Genomic DNA, 17,472 nt, shown 5'->3' with positions numbered 1-17,472 from the left:
TCTAAATTTAATGAATGAACTTTCATTCACATATTCTGATTAAAATAAATGAACTTTTGTTCATTTATGGTTAAAAAATTATTTGATTTCATTTCCTAAAATGAAATCTAGTTCCCCCCTGGTTTTTCGATGTCTTTTAACTGCTATTGTAATGCGTTTAAGCAAATTTCCGTTACTCTTCTAGCCTGTTTTTCTCCAAACTTCTCTTTCGTATAATCTTCACTTAGATTTATTGATATATAGTTAAATGTAATAGCAAATATAACAAGCATTATTTCTTGTAGTGAAGTCTTAGGATTTACTTCCCCATTCTCAAGCCCTTTCCTTAAGACATCATTCCCAAATTTTCTAATTTTCTCCTCATTTTCTCTTCTCTTTTTAAGTTCAAAATTCTGATCAAAAATAAGGGCACATAGAAACTTAGCCTTTATTGGATATTTTATTGCCATATCGAATAACATTTTTATAATATCGTAGATATTTTCTTTAATAGTATCTCTCTCGTTCTCGATTTGAAGAAATAACTCTTCGAATACTTTAAAATTATAATCAATTAAATCCTGTATCAAATCACTTTTTCCACTATAATGCCTATATAAATAACCAATAGAAACTCCAGCTTTTTTAGCGATAGCTCCAATAGAAGTACCCCTATACCCATATTTCACCACTAAATCCATGGCAGCCTTTTTAATTTTTTCCAGTTTTGTTGGGTCTGTATTTCTTGCCATACTTATATCACCTCTAATAATAGCTTCAATATGTACCAAGTTGTTATAATATTTTGAGAGTGATCAAGAATAAAGAAATTCAAATTGTCATACTGTAATCCAATAGACCATACGGCAAATAAATCTAGTTTGCTATGTTAATAAAATCATTTCCTAATTAACAATTCGTACGTTCGTTTTATTTGTTTTAAAATATTAAATTTTCTCACTAATAATTCGGACAACCGTTCTAAGTTTTGCATTATTAATTTGCTATTATGCATATATATAGCAATTAATAAATATAACTATTTAGTTTAAAACAATCATCCTTTTTATTTAAAAATTGTATTCAATGGGTCTAGACAACCTAATAGCCTCTCTCCATCAGGATCTATTAATACCTGTACTCCAACTCCAAGCATTGATCCTAAAATCATCCTAGAGAAAAGCTTGGGATCATATTCTTTGATTCTATCAGCTACAGAATTATCATCTAAAATATATTCTTCTATTATTTTTGCTAAATCATCATAAAGTTTATTTAATACATCTCTAAAAGAATCTGACCATAGAGCCAAACTTGTAAAGTCCCATAATAGACGGGTAGCTGCGGGATCATTTATCACGGATTCTTGAAAGAACTTTATTCTATCAATAGGCTTTTCTGTATTCTTCAGGTGATATTCAACCTTCTGTAGATATTCATTCGAGTTTTTCTCCATTATAGCTTTAAATAGCTCTTTTTTACTTCCGAAGTAATAATGTAGTTGACTCAGCGCAACCCCAGCTTCATTTGCAATTTCTCTTAAAGAGACATTGGCATATCCTCTTTCAGATAAACATTTATATGATGCATCTATGATTTTGTCGAATTGACTTACTTTTTTTCCATTCTCCATTTAAGCTTCATCCTATTCATATATAATTCGTACATCCGTCCTAATTTAAGAATACTATATTATCCATATTATGTCAAGAGAATATCAAGAATATCGTCTTGTCTTCTTCAATAAATGGCCTTAAAAAAAGGGCTGACTCATAAAACAATCTTATGAGTCCAGCCCTAGGGTGTTTCAGAATGTCTCTCCTATTCCATCTCTTTAGCCGTGCCCTGATTTTCCCTCTTCGTTTCTAAAAGATTAAATATTGTATTTTCAATTCTGTCTTCAACTGATTTAGTTTTCTTGAGTAGACTTTTTGATAAACTATTTCTTACTTCTTCATAGGTAAACTCATATGTATTTGCTCGGATTTTCATTACAAACCCTTTACCGTCTTCATTTTCTTTACATGAGTTAGTAAAAATAATTTCTCCTTTTCTCTTTTCATTTCCTTCCTTTTGTGCTTTATCAAAATGGAGAATCATTTGCTTAGCAACTTTTAGTACTTTATTTTCAAATGTCTCTTCTTTATTCTCAGGTTTTCCAAATAAGAATTCTCTATATCTTTTAATATCCATTATTAATTCCCCCTTATAAATAATAATTATGTCCTATAGGTCCATCCCATTCAAAATTTCCCTTAATTTTTTCAAATCTTCCTTAGTCAATGTCACACCTTTTCCCATTTTAGCGTGGTCCGGAGCCCAGTCTCTAAGGTCAAATTTAGGTTGTCTATTATTCCAGCTTATAATATTAAGCTCTTTTGACCACCCTTTCGATGACTCTGAAAGTACTCCCAATGTTTCAAGAATTTCGTATTTTAGTTCTGCCATTCTTCTTCCTCCTTTATATAAATCACTTTATAAGTTATGCAGTTAGTTTCTTAAATATCTACTGAAATCAAAATCATTTAATCTTTTTGTTTACAATCAATTCACATTTTATACATATTCATTTGTTATTATATATTTAAGTTAAGTTTATCCCTAAAAAATTTTAAAGATTGGAAGGTGAACAAGGATTATTCCTTTTTATATATAGGGCTTCTGCCATAGGTAGAAGTCTGTTGTGATTTGAAAGAAAATACTTGTTCGCTGTTCTCAATTTTTAATTTTCTTATATCTTAAAAGTTAGAATTTCATTGTCATAAATATTGAATAGAGTATTAGAAAGAAACCTACGGCCGCAGTCATATATATATTTAGTTCACTAGGTTCATAGCTTTTAAACATTCCTAGATTACGAAAGGCTATTATACCTTTAGGGCAAAGCGCGAAAAATGCACCCATTATATTAGTTAAAATAAGCACTCCTAAAATTTGAGATTTGATACCAGCGCTGTCGTCGATTGCTCTTAGTAGCAAGAGTAACCCCATTTCATTTTCAAAGAATTCTCCAATGTCAATAGGTACACTTTCACCATCTACTATTTCCGTCATGTCGCCATAAACACTTTCAAATTCTCTTCCGTTTTTTAAGATTACTTTGTAATGTTGTCTTTGACCTTTAATATATTCAATATTGAAATACTTATCTATATTGCCATATTTCAATTTTACTATCTCATCTTCTCCTACAACCTCTACACTTCTATTTACAAATCTATAATCACTCAATAAATGACCACTGACTGATCTTCCAAATTCAGGCATTCTAATCCAAATAATTAGATTTATAGCTATTAGAAATATTACGATGGCTCTAACAATGTTTTTACCAGTTAACTTTATTCCCTTTATCTTACTTAAAATATCTAATGTCATTTAATTATCCCCCTTGGTACTATAGATATATATCCTTACGTTTTACAATATTATAAGAAAGTCGAAAAAGTGATTATTATCTTATCCGTTTTATCCAGTAATTCTCCGTTCCAAGGGACACCTTCCCACTATGAACATAATAAATCCTATATTCGTTTATATCATTAATACTGTCATCCTCTTTATTTTGAAAAAATTTCAAAGTTATCTCACCATTCTTATCTGGAGTTGATAAAAATTTTCTTATATACTGTTGTTCTGAGTGTTTTGTAAAAAATAGCGAAACATCTCCATAACGTAAACCATATTTTGCATTTACTTCATTCCAGTGTTCATGGATCATCATATTTGGATTAACTATAACAATCATATCTTCGTTTCCCTTAAACATGGGTTCTCTATCCCACTGCCATTTCAAATTCATTGTCAAGTATTCTTGATTCTCCGTCTCCGACATTTCTGAAATAACTTTCACATCTATATCGTTAGGGGTTGTTTTTGAAATAGGATATAGTATAAATAGTGTAGTAATTATTATCGCAATAGTTATAAAAATTATTTTTTTCATATCTTGCTAGCACCTCAATAGTAAGTTTATATAGCAACTTCTCAAAATCTAGTATAATTATAACAGATTTTTATAATAGATAATACAAGAAGGTTTATAGTCATGAAAAAACATATTTGTATCTTTAGTCCTGTACTAAATCACCTGAGCAAATTGCATAATTACAATTCTAATTATGCAGTTTCCTCACCTCAAAAAAATAACTCCACCGTATATTAAAATGGAATTATTTCTTTTCTCTTTAATTCAATTGTCGCTTCAGCTTAATTCTAACCCTTGTTCCCTTGTTTATACTACTCTCTATATCAAGTGTTCCTTCATGCAGAGTCACAATCTCATTGCTTATTGACAAGCCTAAGCCACTACCATTTATGTTTTGATTTCCTTTATAGAATTTTTCCTTTACCTTCCTTATATCTTCAGTCCTTATACCTACTCCGCTATCTTCTATGGAAATCGTAACATACTCTCTATCACCATATGTTTCTATCCGTATATATCCACTGTTCTTATTAAACTTGAATCCATTGTCAATTATATTTATCAAAACCTGCTTCAATCTATTATAATCGGCTTTGATCTGTGGACTATCAAGCTCATTATCAAGGATAATATTTACTCCTTCTATCTTACTTCTCTTATAAAATATTTTCACTACTTCATCAATTAATTCGGTAAGGTTAACATCTTCAACCTCTAACTTTAAATCATGTCTTTCAATTCTTGAAAAGTCTAATAGTTCCTCAACCAATCCATATAGCCTTTTTGTTTCTCTATCGATTATTTTAAGACCGATTTCTAACTCTTCCTTATCTGATAACTCACCAGTAAGCAATGTTTCGCTCCATCCCTTAATTGCCGTGAGAGGAGTCCTCAGCTCATGGGATACTGAAGATATAAAATCATTCTTTAACTCCTGAACCTTAGATATTTCACTTGCCATATAGTTAATTGAATCCGTCAGTTCGCCTATTTCATCATTATACCTTTTGTCTATTCTTTCGGTAAAATCCCCATTTGCATACAGCTTTGATACCCTAGATATCTCACTAATCGGTTTGATTATTGACCTTGAGAATATATTACTCAAAGCTATCATTATTCCAATGATTATGAGGCTAATCAAAATAGAAATCCTTATATATTTTGAAACTATATCATCAGCCTTTTCTAAGGACGTTATCGAACGTATTACCCCGGAAACTCTATCCTGAAAATACAATGGCATAGATACTATCATAACCTTTTCTCCATTAAGATACTCACCTACATAGTATCCAACCTTTCTATCCATTGCTTGCTGATAATCATTTGTATTAACCTTATCTAGGATTTCTAAACCACTGGAAGTATATAGCACTTTACCTGTACTATCAATAATTTGAGTTTCAACCAAATCTTCCATACTAAATTCATTATATAAACTTCTGATACTATCTTCAAAATAAGCATCTCTGTCAGAAAGATACTTGTTATAAAAGGTTGCAGAGATCTCTACTCTTTTAGTAAGGTTGACTTTTATAAGATCATAATAGTAATCCTTTATAAAGTACATAAAAAATATTTCAACCGATAAAAGAACCACAATAGGAATAAGTATATAGTTCTTTATCCATCTTCCCTTTATCCCATTCATCATTAGCCATCTTCCCATTTATATCCATAACCCCAAACGGTTTTTATATGCTTGGGTTTCGATGGATCATCTTCGATTTTTCTTCTAAGTCTACTAATATTTACATCAAGGGTGTTTACTGACCCAAAATAGTTTATTCCCCAGATTTTGTCTAGCATCTCATCCTTAGATAGAGCATTTCCTTTGTTTTCAATAAAGTATTTCATTATCTCAAACTCAGTCTGTGTGATATCTATACTAATATTATTTTTATATAAAGCTCTATCCTTTAGACTTAAGGTGAAGTTCTTCGTATTTAGAGTCGTTCTCTCTTTAGAAGAACCCTTTACTCTCCTTCCCAGAGTCTGTATTCGCAAAACCAGCTCCTTTGGACTAAAGGGTTTAGTAATATAGTCATCTGCCCCTAAAGATAGTCCTTCAATTCTATCCTCTAGCATTGACTTAGCTGTAAGCATTATGACACCTATGTTATTATCATTTTCTCTAATATTTTCAAGAACCTTAAAGCCACTTAGGTCGGGAAGTAGTACATCTAAAACGGCTATATCTATCTCATAGTTTCTTAGGATTTCTAGAGCCTTTTCACCATACTCTGCCTCGTAGACATTGTATCCTTCCCTAAGCAGGTTAACTTTAACAAAGCTTCTGATTCCCTCTTCATCTTCAAGCAATAGAATATTTAGCAATTTTCTCACCCTGTTATGAAATTATTATTTAATATATTCTCAAAGTCGAATTCCTCATATAGCTCTTCGTTTATTATTCTAACAAAGTATATCATATCTTTATAGTTTTTTAGATGTTTATATTCTATTCCAAGTTCTTCCGTATTCTCTTTGCCGGCTATAGTTAATATCTCAAGTACCTCTTCCTTTTTATCTCCATCTATATATTCAATCACATCACTATATTTATTATCTTTAATTTCTCTAGTTAGGGTTATATTTTCATCTAAACCTTCCGGAAATATGATTTCATATTCTCCATAAGCATTATATATGGAATCCATGACAAATTTAACTCCATCTTTTTCATCCCATTTTGACCACATAGTCTTAAAAATCATACCAGCCATAGCTTCATCTTCATAGCCCTTTAAAGGAAATAAGCTAGCCACTTCAATAATTTCATCTCCATCTATATCCTTTGATATTACAGCATATGGACTAAAAAACAGGTCCCACCTATCTGGGTTATTCTCAAATGGATCTACTAGTCCTCCATCTTTGTATATAAACATATTTGTTGATCCTGAATGAGCTCCAACAACACTGTCTACAAATACACCCATGGTATCCTTTGAGACTAAGCCTGCCTTCAAGCTTATTACACCGCCATAATCAATCTCTTTTTCATCGACTTTTACCATTTTATCTTCTTTGTATTTATATAGATTTAAGTTTGATATAACATTTTCTCCGTCTCTTTTAGTTAATAAAATTTCATCTGTATTATCGGAATCAATATCATAGGTTATCATTTGATCATAGGTTTCACTAAATATCTCTTCTAAGTTATCCTCTTTATACTTATAAATATTTAATCCTTTTGGCATATAGTTTTCTGTTTCATATCCAAGTATTATCTCCAAGCTTTTATCTTCATCTATGTCTTTAAAAAATACTTTGTCGAAGTCTAATCCATTTGCTTTTATTGTATTATACACCTTAAGCTCATCTTCTACATAGTCAAACATAGCTATTCTAAGCAAATTACTTTCATTTTCAGATGCATAGAATATCACTATCTCATCTTGGTCATCATTGTCAATATCTATAAATTTAATTGGACTGTTAATGTTCTTAGGTTTAAGAAGCTTTATACTCTCCCCAAGATTCTCCTTTATTATACTTTGAATATTTTCCTGCGTTACTGTTATTTTAGGTGCAGACATTATCTCCTCTGCCTTCGTATTTATAGCGCAACCGCCTAAAACTAAACTTGAAATGCAAGTTGCAATTATTAGTCCTTTTTTTATCTTCATCTTATCGCCTCCATATTTATATGTATAAATTCTATTATTCTTTTTTGTATTTTCTACATTTATAATTATATAGGCAAATATCAGATAAAGATTGACAAAAGTATTACAAATCAAAAAAATAACCCCTATGGGGTTTAGATAGCAAAACTAAAATCCCTATATTAGAGTTATTTTTTAGATCCTAAATATTATTTAATTTGCCTTCAAATATTCATATATGTTTTCAAGTGCCTTAACAGACAACCTTTCTTTAGCCTGTTTAGTCCAGCCTGAAACTTTCTCAGAAAATATTACATTATCATAACTTCTAAGCTTCTCATAAAATGCACCCATAGCAACCCTATCAAAAATGGCATAGTTATCCTTATCTAATATCCACTCCTCAAAATCTGTTACATTAAAAGTTGGCTCTAGAGAAGTATTTATTAGGATTTTGTTATTTCCAAATAATTTAAATTCATCTTCATTCAGAACTATAGTGTTTCTAGGTAGATGGGTTGACAATATGTCTACTTCTTCTAATAGCTCATTGAGCTCTAGATATTTTATCCCCTTTTTCTCCAAATCTAACTTCCTTGATCTACTATAATAGTATATATCCATTCCAAATGCCTTTGCCTTTTCAGCAAGCATTATACCAGTGGCACCCAAACCGATAATCCCAAGTTTTTGATTAGTAAGCTCTAGAATTTCTTCTTTCCATTGATGCTTACCAAAGCCATGTAGTAGTCTTATAAGTTCACTAATCACAAATTCTACTAAGCCCTCATCACCGTAGTCTCTTACGCCTAGAACCGTAATCCCATGCTTTCTTGCTATACTGATGTCTACATTAGCGCTTTTTTCATCATACAGGCTGCAACACATTCCAATATATTTTATATTAGGACAGTTTTCAATTACCTCTTTATCGATTCGTGTATTCCATGACACTAAAACACACTCTGCATCATCTATTCTTGATATAATTTCAGAATTATTGCTTGGATAATCATCATACAGTATAACTTCACCGGCTAAATCATGTAATTTCTCTCTAACCACCTTTTCCAATCCTGTATTATCTATTGATACTATTTTATTGAATTTTATTGTCATCGCCTCCCAACAATTGAATTATAACAAAAACAATGTGGAGTAGTAAAATTAATGTACAAATTTTAATTTTTTACTTCTAAAATTCCTTCACTGATCTTTCTAAATTTTATTAAGATTATTCTTCTAATATGGATTATTTTAAATCTATAATAACTTATAACACCATTTTTATCATATTCAATCTCACCCTCCAGACTCTCTTCATCGGCTGAGGACTTAAACAACATATAACTAAAGTAGTTAGCATATTTCTTTTCGAAAACTTCATCAAGTTTCTTTCCTATAATCTCTCTTAAGATACCCTTATTTGATCTATTATTTGTTTTTATATACTGTATTCTATACTCATCATCTAGTTCAATTATTGTATCTTCTAGGTATTCCATTATATTATTTATTTCTTCTCTACTTATATAACTCCACCTCTTTTCAATCATCGCGAAGACAGCCATCTAATAGCTGAGCTACTAGATAGCTGTATATTAAATCCCCCTACCCCTTAATATCTATATTTTACCTGATATCCAAATCAAACTATTGGTTTCCCACACCTATAATTTAAATTGTGAAATAGATTTTTGAAGCTCCTGCGCTACTTCCGACAAACCTTCACTGGCATTGGCAATCTCCTGCATTGAAGCAGATTGTTCCTCAGTTGAAGCCGATGCTTCTTCGGTCCCAGCAGCGTTTTCCTGTGCTATTGCTGATAAAGATTGAATGATATCTAAGATGTCTGTCTTTTTGCTCTCCATATCCTCTACTGATCCACTCATCTTTTCTATTGCACTTTCAGCATCTTCTATGGCATCTGCGATTTCTTTATATTTACTTTCTGTCTCATTAACGCTTTGCATCTGCTTCTCTACAGTTTCCGAAGCTTTCTCCATTTTTTCAACAGCGCTATTTGCATTATTTGTTAACTCATTTACTATAGAGTCTATTTCCTTTGTAGACATGGTTGACTGTTCAGCAAGCTTTCTAATTTCTTCCGCTACTACTGCAAAACCTTTACCGGCTTCTCCTGCTCTTGCAGCCTCTATTGCAGCATTTAATGCCAAAAGATTTGTTTGCTCAGCAATTGATGCAATAACGTTGCTAGCTTGCCCAATTTTATCAGAGCTTTCATTTGTCTTTATAATAACATCATATATTTCTCTAGCAGAATTACCGCTTTCCTTTGTCTTTTCTATTAAATCATTAATAACTAGTAATCCTTCATCAATTAGTTTTCCTACTTTATCCGATGCATTACTTACATCTACCATTAATCCTTGATTTGATTCTATTATTTCACCTAATTGATATACCTTTTCAGAACCTGTCTCTGTATCCCTGGCTTGGTCCGTTGCTCCTCTTGCAAGTTCTTCAATAGTTCTTGCCACCTCCTCAGAGGCTGTTGCTGACTGTTGAGATGTTGCTGTCAACTCTTCAGAGGAAGCTGCCACCTGCCCAGAAGCATCTAGAACCTTCTTAATTAAATCAGTAAAGTTCATCTGCATAGTAGCTAGAGCCTTGGTCATTCTTCCAGTTTCATCTTTTCTTTCAAGATATTTAACGGCCTCATGATTTTCATCAAAGGATAAATCATATGTAGAAAATCTCTCCACAATTTCTGTAAGAACAACAACAGAACGAACTGCATAGTTACTATTATAGTACAAGGTTATTCCCATGATAGAAATACCTATTATCCCCATAATAATCATCCATCTAATCATGCTATTAGTTTCTGCCATCATCTCACTAATCGGCACAACTGTACTAAAGGACCAAATATTATCTACTCCTTCGAAATTGATTGGGGAGTAAAACCTATAAACATCTTGATTTAGATATGGTGAAAAGGATGTGTTATTGAATTTATCGCCATTTTGAATTTTAGCTAAATATTCCTTTCCTTCATCATTACTAAACTCACCACCAACTTTATTTACTTTTTCATGATCTAAGTGAGCAAGTATGATTCCATTCTTCGATAGTAATCTTCCAAATCCATTCTCATATAATTTTACGGTTGAATTTATTTTTGTTAACTGCTCTAGGGATATGTCTAATCCGGCAACTCCTAAAAACTTATTCTCTATAACAATAGGTACGCAAAAAGATACTGTTGTTACCTCTTTACCATCTAGTTTATAGGTCGCAGGTTCAGCTATAAAGTTTTTCTTTGTTACTTTAGGTACATTGTAATAGTCATTTTTTTCGTATTCTGAGCAAATTTCAAGTACTAACTTGTCTCCACTTCTTCCCCAGCAAGGAAGATATCTTCCTGAACTGTCACTACCAGGTGTATTTCCATATTGAAAGTCCATTCCATCAAATGCATTCTCCTCCCAAACAATCCATGAGTAAATGTAGTTTGGGTTTTCTTCTAGCTTTTCTTTGAGCATTTGGTTCACTAATGCTCGATCAGTTATACCACTTTTTTTCATGATTTCTAAAGTGTCCACTATGCCTTCTGCATCATGTATTGCATCATCAAGTATTGATTCCATCTCTTTTGCGATTTCATAAGTAGTTTTTTCAATGTTTTCAACAACATGCTTTTTTGTATTGTTGTAGGTATTAATAAACATGTAACTCATGATTATTCCTGAAACAATCATTATAATTCCTAAGCTTAAGAATATCAATCTCGTTCTTAATTTCATCCTTTGCCTCCCCCTTATAGATAAATATTTTTATAATTTTTGATAGAATAGTTTAGGTTAATACTTTAATTTAAAAGACTTTTTTTATCACATTTTGTCGACGCATTACCTAATTATATATTTTCTAAAATAAAATTTCTTTGACAATGTTGCGGTTTTACACAAAACTATAAAAAACACCTACTTAATTTCTTTTAGGTGTTTTCTGATAAATTACTTTAATTTTACTTTATAGAAATATGGTAAGCCATATAATCTTAGTATATTTATAGTTTAAAATACTTAAATACTTCACTAATATCATGTTCTTCATATTTTACATTATTACTATAATTATTCTTATAGATGTTACGAAACTCCGATGGAGTACAGCCGTAATAATGTTTAAAGTATTTAATAATATATTTTGCATCTGAAAAACCAATTTCATTACAGATACTAATAATACTTTTGTCTGTTCCAAGTAACTCCCTAGTTGCACATGCTACCATAAAGGCATATTGTAACTGTTGATATGTATATCCAAATTTTTTACTAATTTCACGGGATAGATGATATGGACTTATATTAATATGGGCTGCAACTTCCTTTAATCCTACTTTTTTTATCTTTTCTCCAAATGAATACTCATATATCCTTTTATATCTTTTAATGAATTTATCATCTAGTTTATTTACTCCACATCCGTAACTCAAATAGTCAAAATTGTTAACTAGATATGTGAGCATTTTATTGCATATCGTTTTTACTCTATTGCTCCTATTTGCAGACTCTTTCCCCATCATTTCTGAAAGTAATTGAAAGACATACTCCCTCACTTTATCATATTTTTCAGGCATTCTATTCTCATTGTAGTTAGTACAGCAATAAAACTCTATACTTCTAAAATCCTCAATAACCCTCTGGCAATATTCACAATCGATATAGATGATTAGTACCTTATTTTCGGTAATACCATAAATGTGATGAACCTCATTTGTATTTATAACAGCTACATGCTTCTCGGTTAATATGTGCTCTCCCGTCCAAAGCTTTAAATTTATTGCTCCACTCAATACTTGTATTATAGTAACAGCATTATGCCAGTGATAGTAATGTCTATCAACTGACCTTAAAAGAACCTTTACAGGCTCTTTCGTAAAATCTATTTTGTCGCATGCCATCGTCTTCTCAACTCCACTATATAGCTACACTTGAATCATATATATTTAGTAATTCTTTAACAACTATAATAATAATTCTCATAGTAGCTTATAGATCATTCATTGTCAATTGGCTTGCTATTAGGTTTAACAGTAAGAATTCAACTCTAGATGTAGATAAAATTAATACCAAAGGGTTTCGACTGCCATATTAGTCTTTTAGTTGATTTTGTAAATAATGAATATCTGTTCAGGGTCTGATTTTGGACTTTTTACCATTCAGAAATGCTATGGATTAAAAAAAGACCGGCACGGGATTTTGTTCCTATGTTGGTCTAGTTGGTTTAAATCTTACATCAAGTATAATAATATTATTCTTTAGGAATTTTCAAAGCACTATCATCAATAAAAATATCACTGCTTTTACTACATTCTTTCAGTATTGTTGAGATTAATTCCTTATAACCTTCAATCCAATAAGGTATTTGGCATGTTTCATTGTTGGTAAAAATATATATCGAGACTTTTTTCTCTTGGCTTGTTGGAGATTTAACAATACGCTTTACATCTCTCCAGAAAACTTTTTTTTCTTTTAAAAGAGTTTTTTTCATTATTCCTTTCTCATCTACAATAAAAGTTGTATACATAGTATCAATTAACACATAGATAGAAAATATTGAAATTATTGTTAACACTGTTTTCATAAAAACTTCCCACGAAAAAAATATTGCTAGACCTAACAGTATGATATTTAATACAACTATAGAAAAACTTATTAGAAAGTGGAATCTATTATATTTATATTTTTTCATTAAATCACCTATTTTATATTTAGTAGCTTATATATTTTTTGAACCTAATCTGTCAATTTTGATATTGTAATATCAACGGCTATTGAAGATTTAAGAAGAAAATGCAAGGAGATTCGAGGGACACACCAGACAGTAAAAGTCAATTATTACAAAAGGCATTATTAAAATTAGATAGATTGACGTTTTGCAACTACTTCATCAATAAATTCTGAAACATCACCTTCATCAAATGTAAAAGGACTCAATAAACATCCTACATACTCCTTTTTCTCTTCATCAGTATATTTATCCCAACTTTTAAATTTGCATGCATACTCAATCGCACGCCGCCTAAATAATTTTCGTTTTTTACATCCCTCCATTGCGTCCATCCTTCACGTTTTGATGGATTTTTCTGTGATTCAACTTCAGTTAGTGCATCAACAACTCTATTACATATGTCAGCAATAAATGGACTACCTGAAATCAATAAATTTTCAGGATAGGTATGAAATTTTGCCTCCATCAATGCCTTATGGAGCGCTAATAATTCAAAATGTCCACTAATTATAACCTCTTTCTTTATCATTTAAAATCATTCTCCTTTACTGGATTGTTAATGGCTTCAATAATTTATAATTATAAAATGATTAAATACAAACTTCTCCAATCATCGAACACTAGTCGCTTTTTAGTAATGTTAATTTTCCTATGGATAGCTTTACTATTTATTATTTTTTATCAGCGTTGTCAACGGAAGAATGAGCAATAACAGGGTCATGGGCTAGCTAGTTTGATCCTAAACCCTACTTTACATTCCTTGTATTCTAGTTCAGAATATTTTATTTACTCTGTACATAATAACTTCAGTTGCTTTTCTATTGGATAATCAAAACTATCTCTATTGACTCATTTTAGAATTAAAGATATAAGAATCCACTATAATATGCTTTTTAATATTCCTAGAATTAAAGATATACTTCCAATAACAATGAGTGAGTAATTAATATACTTCGAATATCTTTGTAACGAGAAAAGTGGCAATTTAATTAATACTATATTTAATATCTTTCCCCATACTCCTGCTATTAGAATAAATAATCCAAGGGCTATAACTAAATTGTTTTCATCAGCATAAAAATATTTTTCTACAATCAAAACATAAGCAATTGAAAAGATTATAAATATCAAATATGATATTCTCTTGTTCATTCTCTTACCACCTTTTAATAACCTCTTATTTCTATTTAACGCTCAATGCTTGAAACCAAATCTAGAAACATGTTTCTATTTATTTTAATCATTATCAATGGCTAATATTTATCATCAAAACTTAAACCTTCCCCCAGCTCAATCATTACAACTAGATTAATTATAAATAGTAATTACACAAGGGGGAAAGTTATAACTTTATTTCTAACTTTGACAAGTAAAAAGTCATTACTGTCATTTTATGCTTTAATAATAACCCAATCTTACGTAGAATATTTACTCATAAAGTTGTATTTAGTCAAAATTTCTTTTCTCTCATTTTCGAGCAATAACGAAAAATCTATAGCAAATAAAATTTAAATACTCTTTTTCGAAAATAATTAAATCTAATAAAACTTATCTCTTCCTTTGCCGATATATGTATTATATATATTGTGACAAAGGAGTGAGGCATATGAAGGTTTCATCAGTAAAAAAAGCTAGAATCCGTACAAGTTTTGTAGACCGAAAAACTAATGTAGGTAAAACCGACGCAGTTGAATCTATTTCTTCTGTAAAAAGAATCCAAAACTCTGCCTATCATTCCTCTGAGAATAGTCTAATGTTTTTCGAGAATTTCTATGATAATCTTAAGGAGTTAAAGGAAGAATATAAAAAGTTCTATCATGATGAGCAGCTTTTAGAAGAAGCAATTGATAATCTTAGCAAGGATGATGAAGAATTACTTAATAATATGAATGAATTGATCTCAAAGTATAATAATGCGATAACTTCTTTAGATTCATTTGATAGGACCTTTGGAACTAATCATGTAAATAAAATCGAAAATCTACTTGCTGAGTTTGAAACTCCTTTAAAGAACTTAGGTATAAATATTATCGGAGGTAAAGAACTAGGTCTAGACGAAAAGATGTTTAGTGAGAAGATAAAAGGAAATGAAAATGCATTAGGATTTCTATTTGAGCCAACTAAAGGTCTCATATTAAAAATATACTCTGTATTTAGAAATATAAAAGTACCTAAAAAAACTGCTCTTGAAAGTAAGTATGAGGATGTTGTTTATAGAGGTATGCTATTAGATAATAAGACCTAGAAGGAATTTGCTTTATTCCTTTCTAGGTCTTAGTCATTTTTAAAACATCATAGGATATCTAGGCATCATTGTTTTCATTGGCTTCTTTGTGTTCATGGGTTTCATTGCATTTACAGGTTTCTTTTTGCCCCTGGCATATTCACGACATTCCTTAGCGCAATGTAAGCAAATCTTAGCACAATTTTGTGATTCAGGATCGGAGAACTTTGAGCATTCCCTTCCACATGCTTCACAGATGTTTGCACATAGATCAGCTATCTCCCTTGAAAACTCACTCTTTCTCGCAATGTACTTTGCTGTTAATCCGCAGATATCAGCACAGTCACCTAATAAGCTAAGCTGTCTAATTCTAGACTTAATATCGGACCTATTTTTTACATAGGTAGTCATCATTTCACAGGTATCTTCACACCCTTGAATTGTCTTTAATAATTCATCATTATAAGGTACAAATGAAGGTTTGTTAGAATCATTATCCTTTTTTTGTTTATGGGAATCCCTTAGGAAGTTTTCATGCATTTTTCATCAGTCCTTTCTTTAACCCAGGTTATTCATAGAAATTTTAAACGCTGCTGTGCTCTTTCAAACTTTCCATAAATGGTCCGTGTTTAGTGTAATTATCCCTACATAAACAATATATGCAGGGACTAATATATTGGTTCTAAGGACTATTTTTGTATTCATCATTTTTTCTGCATTCTCCTCTGTAAAGATCAGGTCTCACATCGCTAAATTACTCCACTAAAAAAGCTCAAGGGAAGTCTACTTCCCCTAAGCTTCTAATTTTCATTCATTGCTTTTAATTTCTCTAATATTTCATTTTTTCTTTCAATAAGACTATGGACTTCATTTACCAACAGATTATCTAACCTGTGGCCTTTCTCTATAAAGAACATCGATACAGCTCCTAGGCCTACATGGGTTCCAACTGCTACACCCATTTGCATAATATGAATGTCCCCATTAAACTCACTCTCATTAATAATCTTATTCTTTAGATTTTCTGCAAATTTCATATCAGAGGTATAACCGATTATTATAAAGTCTGTAAGCTCCCAGTCATTTCTTCTTTTAAATTCATCGACATAATGCTTAAGAACTCTTTTTCTACCTCTTTCCTTAGCAACGATTGCTCCCTTACCTTTTTTCATTGACATTATTGGCTTTAGCTTTAATATTTTGCCTATAAAAGCACTGGCGTTAGTAAGCCTACCACTTTTTATCAGGTGGGATAAATCGTCTACTGAAAGATAATGCTTTACATTTGCCTTATATATCTCTACAAACTCAATTATTTCTTCAAAGGTAGCTCCCTTTTCCCTCATCATTGCGCTTTTTAATATTAGCCAACCGCTACCATGGCTCATGGATTTTGAATCAACCACATGAATCTTAATGCTTGAATCAGGGCTTTCCTCGAAGTAATAATCCCTAGCTAATACAGCTGACTGATAGGCTCCACTTGTACCACTAGACATACAAATACATAATATCTCTGTATAGCCATCCCCGATTGCCTTTTTTATTAAGTCTAAGTATTCCGTAGGGCTAGGCATTGCTGTAGTTGGGTTTTTATCTAGACCTTCTATGATATTATAAAACTCATCAGCTATAATATCTATTCTATCCTTATATACCTTCCCATCTATATTTATAGTTAATGGCGCCAAACTTATATCATACTTATCAAGAACCCAATTAGACAGGTCACATGTTGAATCAGCCATAATTTTTATCATACCTTGCCCTCCAATATTAATCCCAACTTATTCATAGAAGATTCAAGACTATCTGCACATTTTCAAACTTTCTATAAATAATTTGGGGTGACATCTCAAATATCAAAAATAATATTTCTGTCGAACTTTGTTATATTTTGTTAGATAAATATTACCATATCTTCAGCCAATATTGAAGTAAAATTTTCTTTATTATAGTGT

The 17,472-nt window shown here is 31.1% G+C and carries 19 protein-coding genes; 1 reads left to right on the top strand and 18 read right to left on the bottom strand.

Annotated features, from left to right (window positions below; translation table 11 throughout):
• Positions 1–143: 143 nt before the first annotated feature.
• The 16 genes from R9X47_RS00220 to R9X47_RS00145 form a co-directional block, all read right to left on the bottom strand.
• Positions 144–731: a TetR/AcrR family transcriptional regulator gene (locus R9X47_RS00220; RefSeq protein WP_432664648.1), complete on the bottom strand. Its 588-nt coding sequence runs from the start codon at positions 729–731 to the stop codon at positions 144–146.
• 314 nt (positions 732–1,045) lie between these two features.
• Positions 1,046–1,612, bottom strand: coding sequence for a TetR/AcrR family transcriptional regulator (locus R9X47_RS00215; RefSeq protein WP_432664647.1), 567 nt, complete (start codon positions 1,610–1,612; stop codon positions 1,046–1,048).
• Between the two features lie 188 nt (positions 1,613–1,800).
• The gene (locus tag R9X47_RS00210) at positions 1,801–2,172 is read right to left on the bottom strand and encodes a hypothetical protein (protein ID WP_432664646.1); all 372 of its coding nucleotides are present in this window, start codon (positions 2,170–2,172) and stop codon (positions 1,801–1,803) included.
• Between the two features lie 33 nt (positions 2,173–2,205).
• Positions 2,206–2,427 (bottom strand): YdbC family protein, encoded by a 222-nt coding sequence (locus R9X47_RS00205; protein WP_432664645.1) that lies wholly within the window; start codon positions 2,425–2,427, stop codon positions 2,206–2,208.
• A 297-nt stretch (positions 2,428–2,724) separates the two neighbouring features.
• Entirely contained in the window at positions 2,725–3,357 is a 633-nt protein-coding gene (locus R9X47_RS00200; RefSeq protein WP_432664644.1) for a hypothetical protein, read from the bottom strand.
• 76 nt (positions 3,358–3,433) lie between these two features.
• The gene (locus R9X47_RS00195) at positions 3,434–3,925 is read right to left on the bottom strand and encodes a hypothetical protein (protein WP_432664643.1); all 492 of its coding nucleotides are present in this window, start codon (positions 3,923–3,925) and stop codon (positions 3,434–3,436) included.
• 241 nt (positions 3,926–4,166) lie between these two features.
• Positions 4,167–5,564, bottom strand: coding sequence for an ATP-binding protein (locus R9X47_RS00190; RefSeq protein ID WP_432664642.1), 1,398 nt, complete (start codon positions 5,562–5,564; stop codon positions 4,167–4,169).
• Entirely contained in the window at positions 5,564–6,247 is a 684-nt protein-coding gene (locus R9X47_RS00185) for a response regulator transcription factor (RefSeq protein ID WP_432664641.1), read from the bottom strand. The genes R9X47_RS00190 and R9X47_RS00185 overlap by 1 nt, the downstream gene beginning before the upstream one ends.
• A gap of 5 nt (positions 6,248–6,252) precedes the next feature.
• A complete protein-coding gene (locus R9X47_RS00180) occupies positions 6,253–7,545 on the bottom strand; it encodes a hypothetical protein (RefSeq protein ID WP_432664640.1) in 1,293 nt (430 codons plus the stop codon).
• A 192-nt stretch (positions 7,546–7,737) separates the two neighbouring features.
• Positions 7,738–8,643: an NAD(P)-dependent oxidoreductase gene (locus R9X47_RS00175; protein ID WP_432664639.1), complete on the bottom strand. Its 906-nt coding sequence runs from the start codon at positions 8,641–8,643 to the stop codon at positions 7,738–7,740.
• A gap of 62 nt (positions 8,644–8,705) precedes the next feature.
• Positions 8,706–9,080: a hypothetical protein gene (locus tag R9X47_RS00170; RefSeq protein WP_432664638.1), complete on the bottom strand. Its 375-nt coding sequence runs from the start codon at positions 9,078–9,080 to the stop codon at positions 8,706–8,708.
• 114 nt (positions 9,081–9,194) lie between these two features.
• Positions 9,195–11,294 carry a methyl-accepting chemotaxis protein gene (locus R9X47_RS00165; protein ID WP_432664637.1) on the bottom strand — a complete coding sequence of 700 codons (2,100 nt, stop codon included), beginning with the start codon at positions 11,292–11,294 and terminating at the stop codon, positions 9,195–9,197.
• A gap of 266 nt (positions 11,295–11,560) precedes the next feature.
• Positions 11,561–12,457: an AraC family transcriptional regulator gene (locus R9X47_RS00160; RefSeq protein WP_432664636.1), complete on the bottom strand. Its 897-nt coding sequence runs from the start codon at positions 12,455–12,457 to the stop codon at positions 11,561–11,563.
• 350 nt (positions 12,458–12,807) lie between these two features.
• Positions 12,808–13,140 carry a hypothetical protein gene (locus tag R9X47_RS00155; RefSeq protein WP_432664635.1) on the bottom strand — a complete coding sequence of 111 codons (333 nt, stop codon included), beginning with the start codon at positions 13,138–13,140 and terminating at the stop codon, positions 12,808–12,810.
• Between the two features lie 361 nt (positions 13,141–13,501).
• Positions 13,502–13,816 carry a hypothetical protein gene (locus R9X47_RS00150; protein ID WP_432664634.1) on the bottom strand — a complete coding sequence of 105 codons (315 nt, stop codon included), beginning with the start codon at positions 13,814–13,816 and terminating at the stop codon, positions 13,502–13,504.
• A 350-nt stretch (positions 13,817–14,166) separates the two neighbouring features.
• Positions 14,167–14,439, bottom strand: a complete 273-nt coding sequence (locus R9X47_RS00145; RefSeq protein ID WP_432664633.1) for a hypothetical protein — start codon at positions 14,437–14,439, stop codon at positions 14,167–14,169.
• Between the two features lie 454 nt (positions 14,440–14,893).
• On the opposite strand from R9X47_RS00145, the gene R9X47_RS00140 reads away from it, so the two are divergent.
• Positions 14,894–15,532 carry a hypothetical protein gene (locus tag R9X47_RS00140; protein WP_432664632.1) on the top strand — a complete coding sequence of 213 codons (639 nt, stop codon included), beginning with the start codon at positions 14,894–14,896 and terminating at the stop codon, positions 15,530–15,532.
• Positions 15,533–15,571: 39 nt separating this feature from the next.
• On the opposite strand, the gene R9X47_RS00135 is transcribed toward R9X47_RS00140, so the two are convergent.
• Both R9X47_RS00135 and R9X47_RS00130 read right to left on the bottom strand, forming a co-directional pair.
• On the bottom strand, positions 15,572–16,051 hold the full coding sequence (locus R9X47_RS00135; RefSeq protein WP_432664631.1) for a four-helix bundle copper-binding protein: 480 nt from the start codon (positions 16,049–16,051) through the stop codon (positions 15,572–15,574).
• A 260-nt stretch (positions 16,052–16,311) separates the two neighbouring features.
• On the bottom strand, positions 16,312–17,271 hold the full coding sequence (locus tag R9X47_RS00130) for a DegV family protein (RefSeq protein WP_432664630.1): 960 nt from the start codon (positions 17,269–17,271) through the stop codon (positions 16,312–16,314).
• Positions 17,272–17,472 lie beyond the last annotated feature (201 nt).

The sequence above is a fragment of the Wukongibacter baidiensis genome, from assembly GCF_050888315.1.
GTDB classification, from domain to species: Bacteria; Bacillota; Clostridia; order Peptostreptococcales; family Caminicellaceae; genus Wukongibacter; species Wukongibacter baidiensis.
The sequence above is the reverse complement of the archived record's forward strand: the minus strand, read 5'-3'. Positions and strand labels throughout refer to the sequence as shown.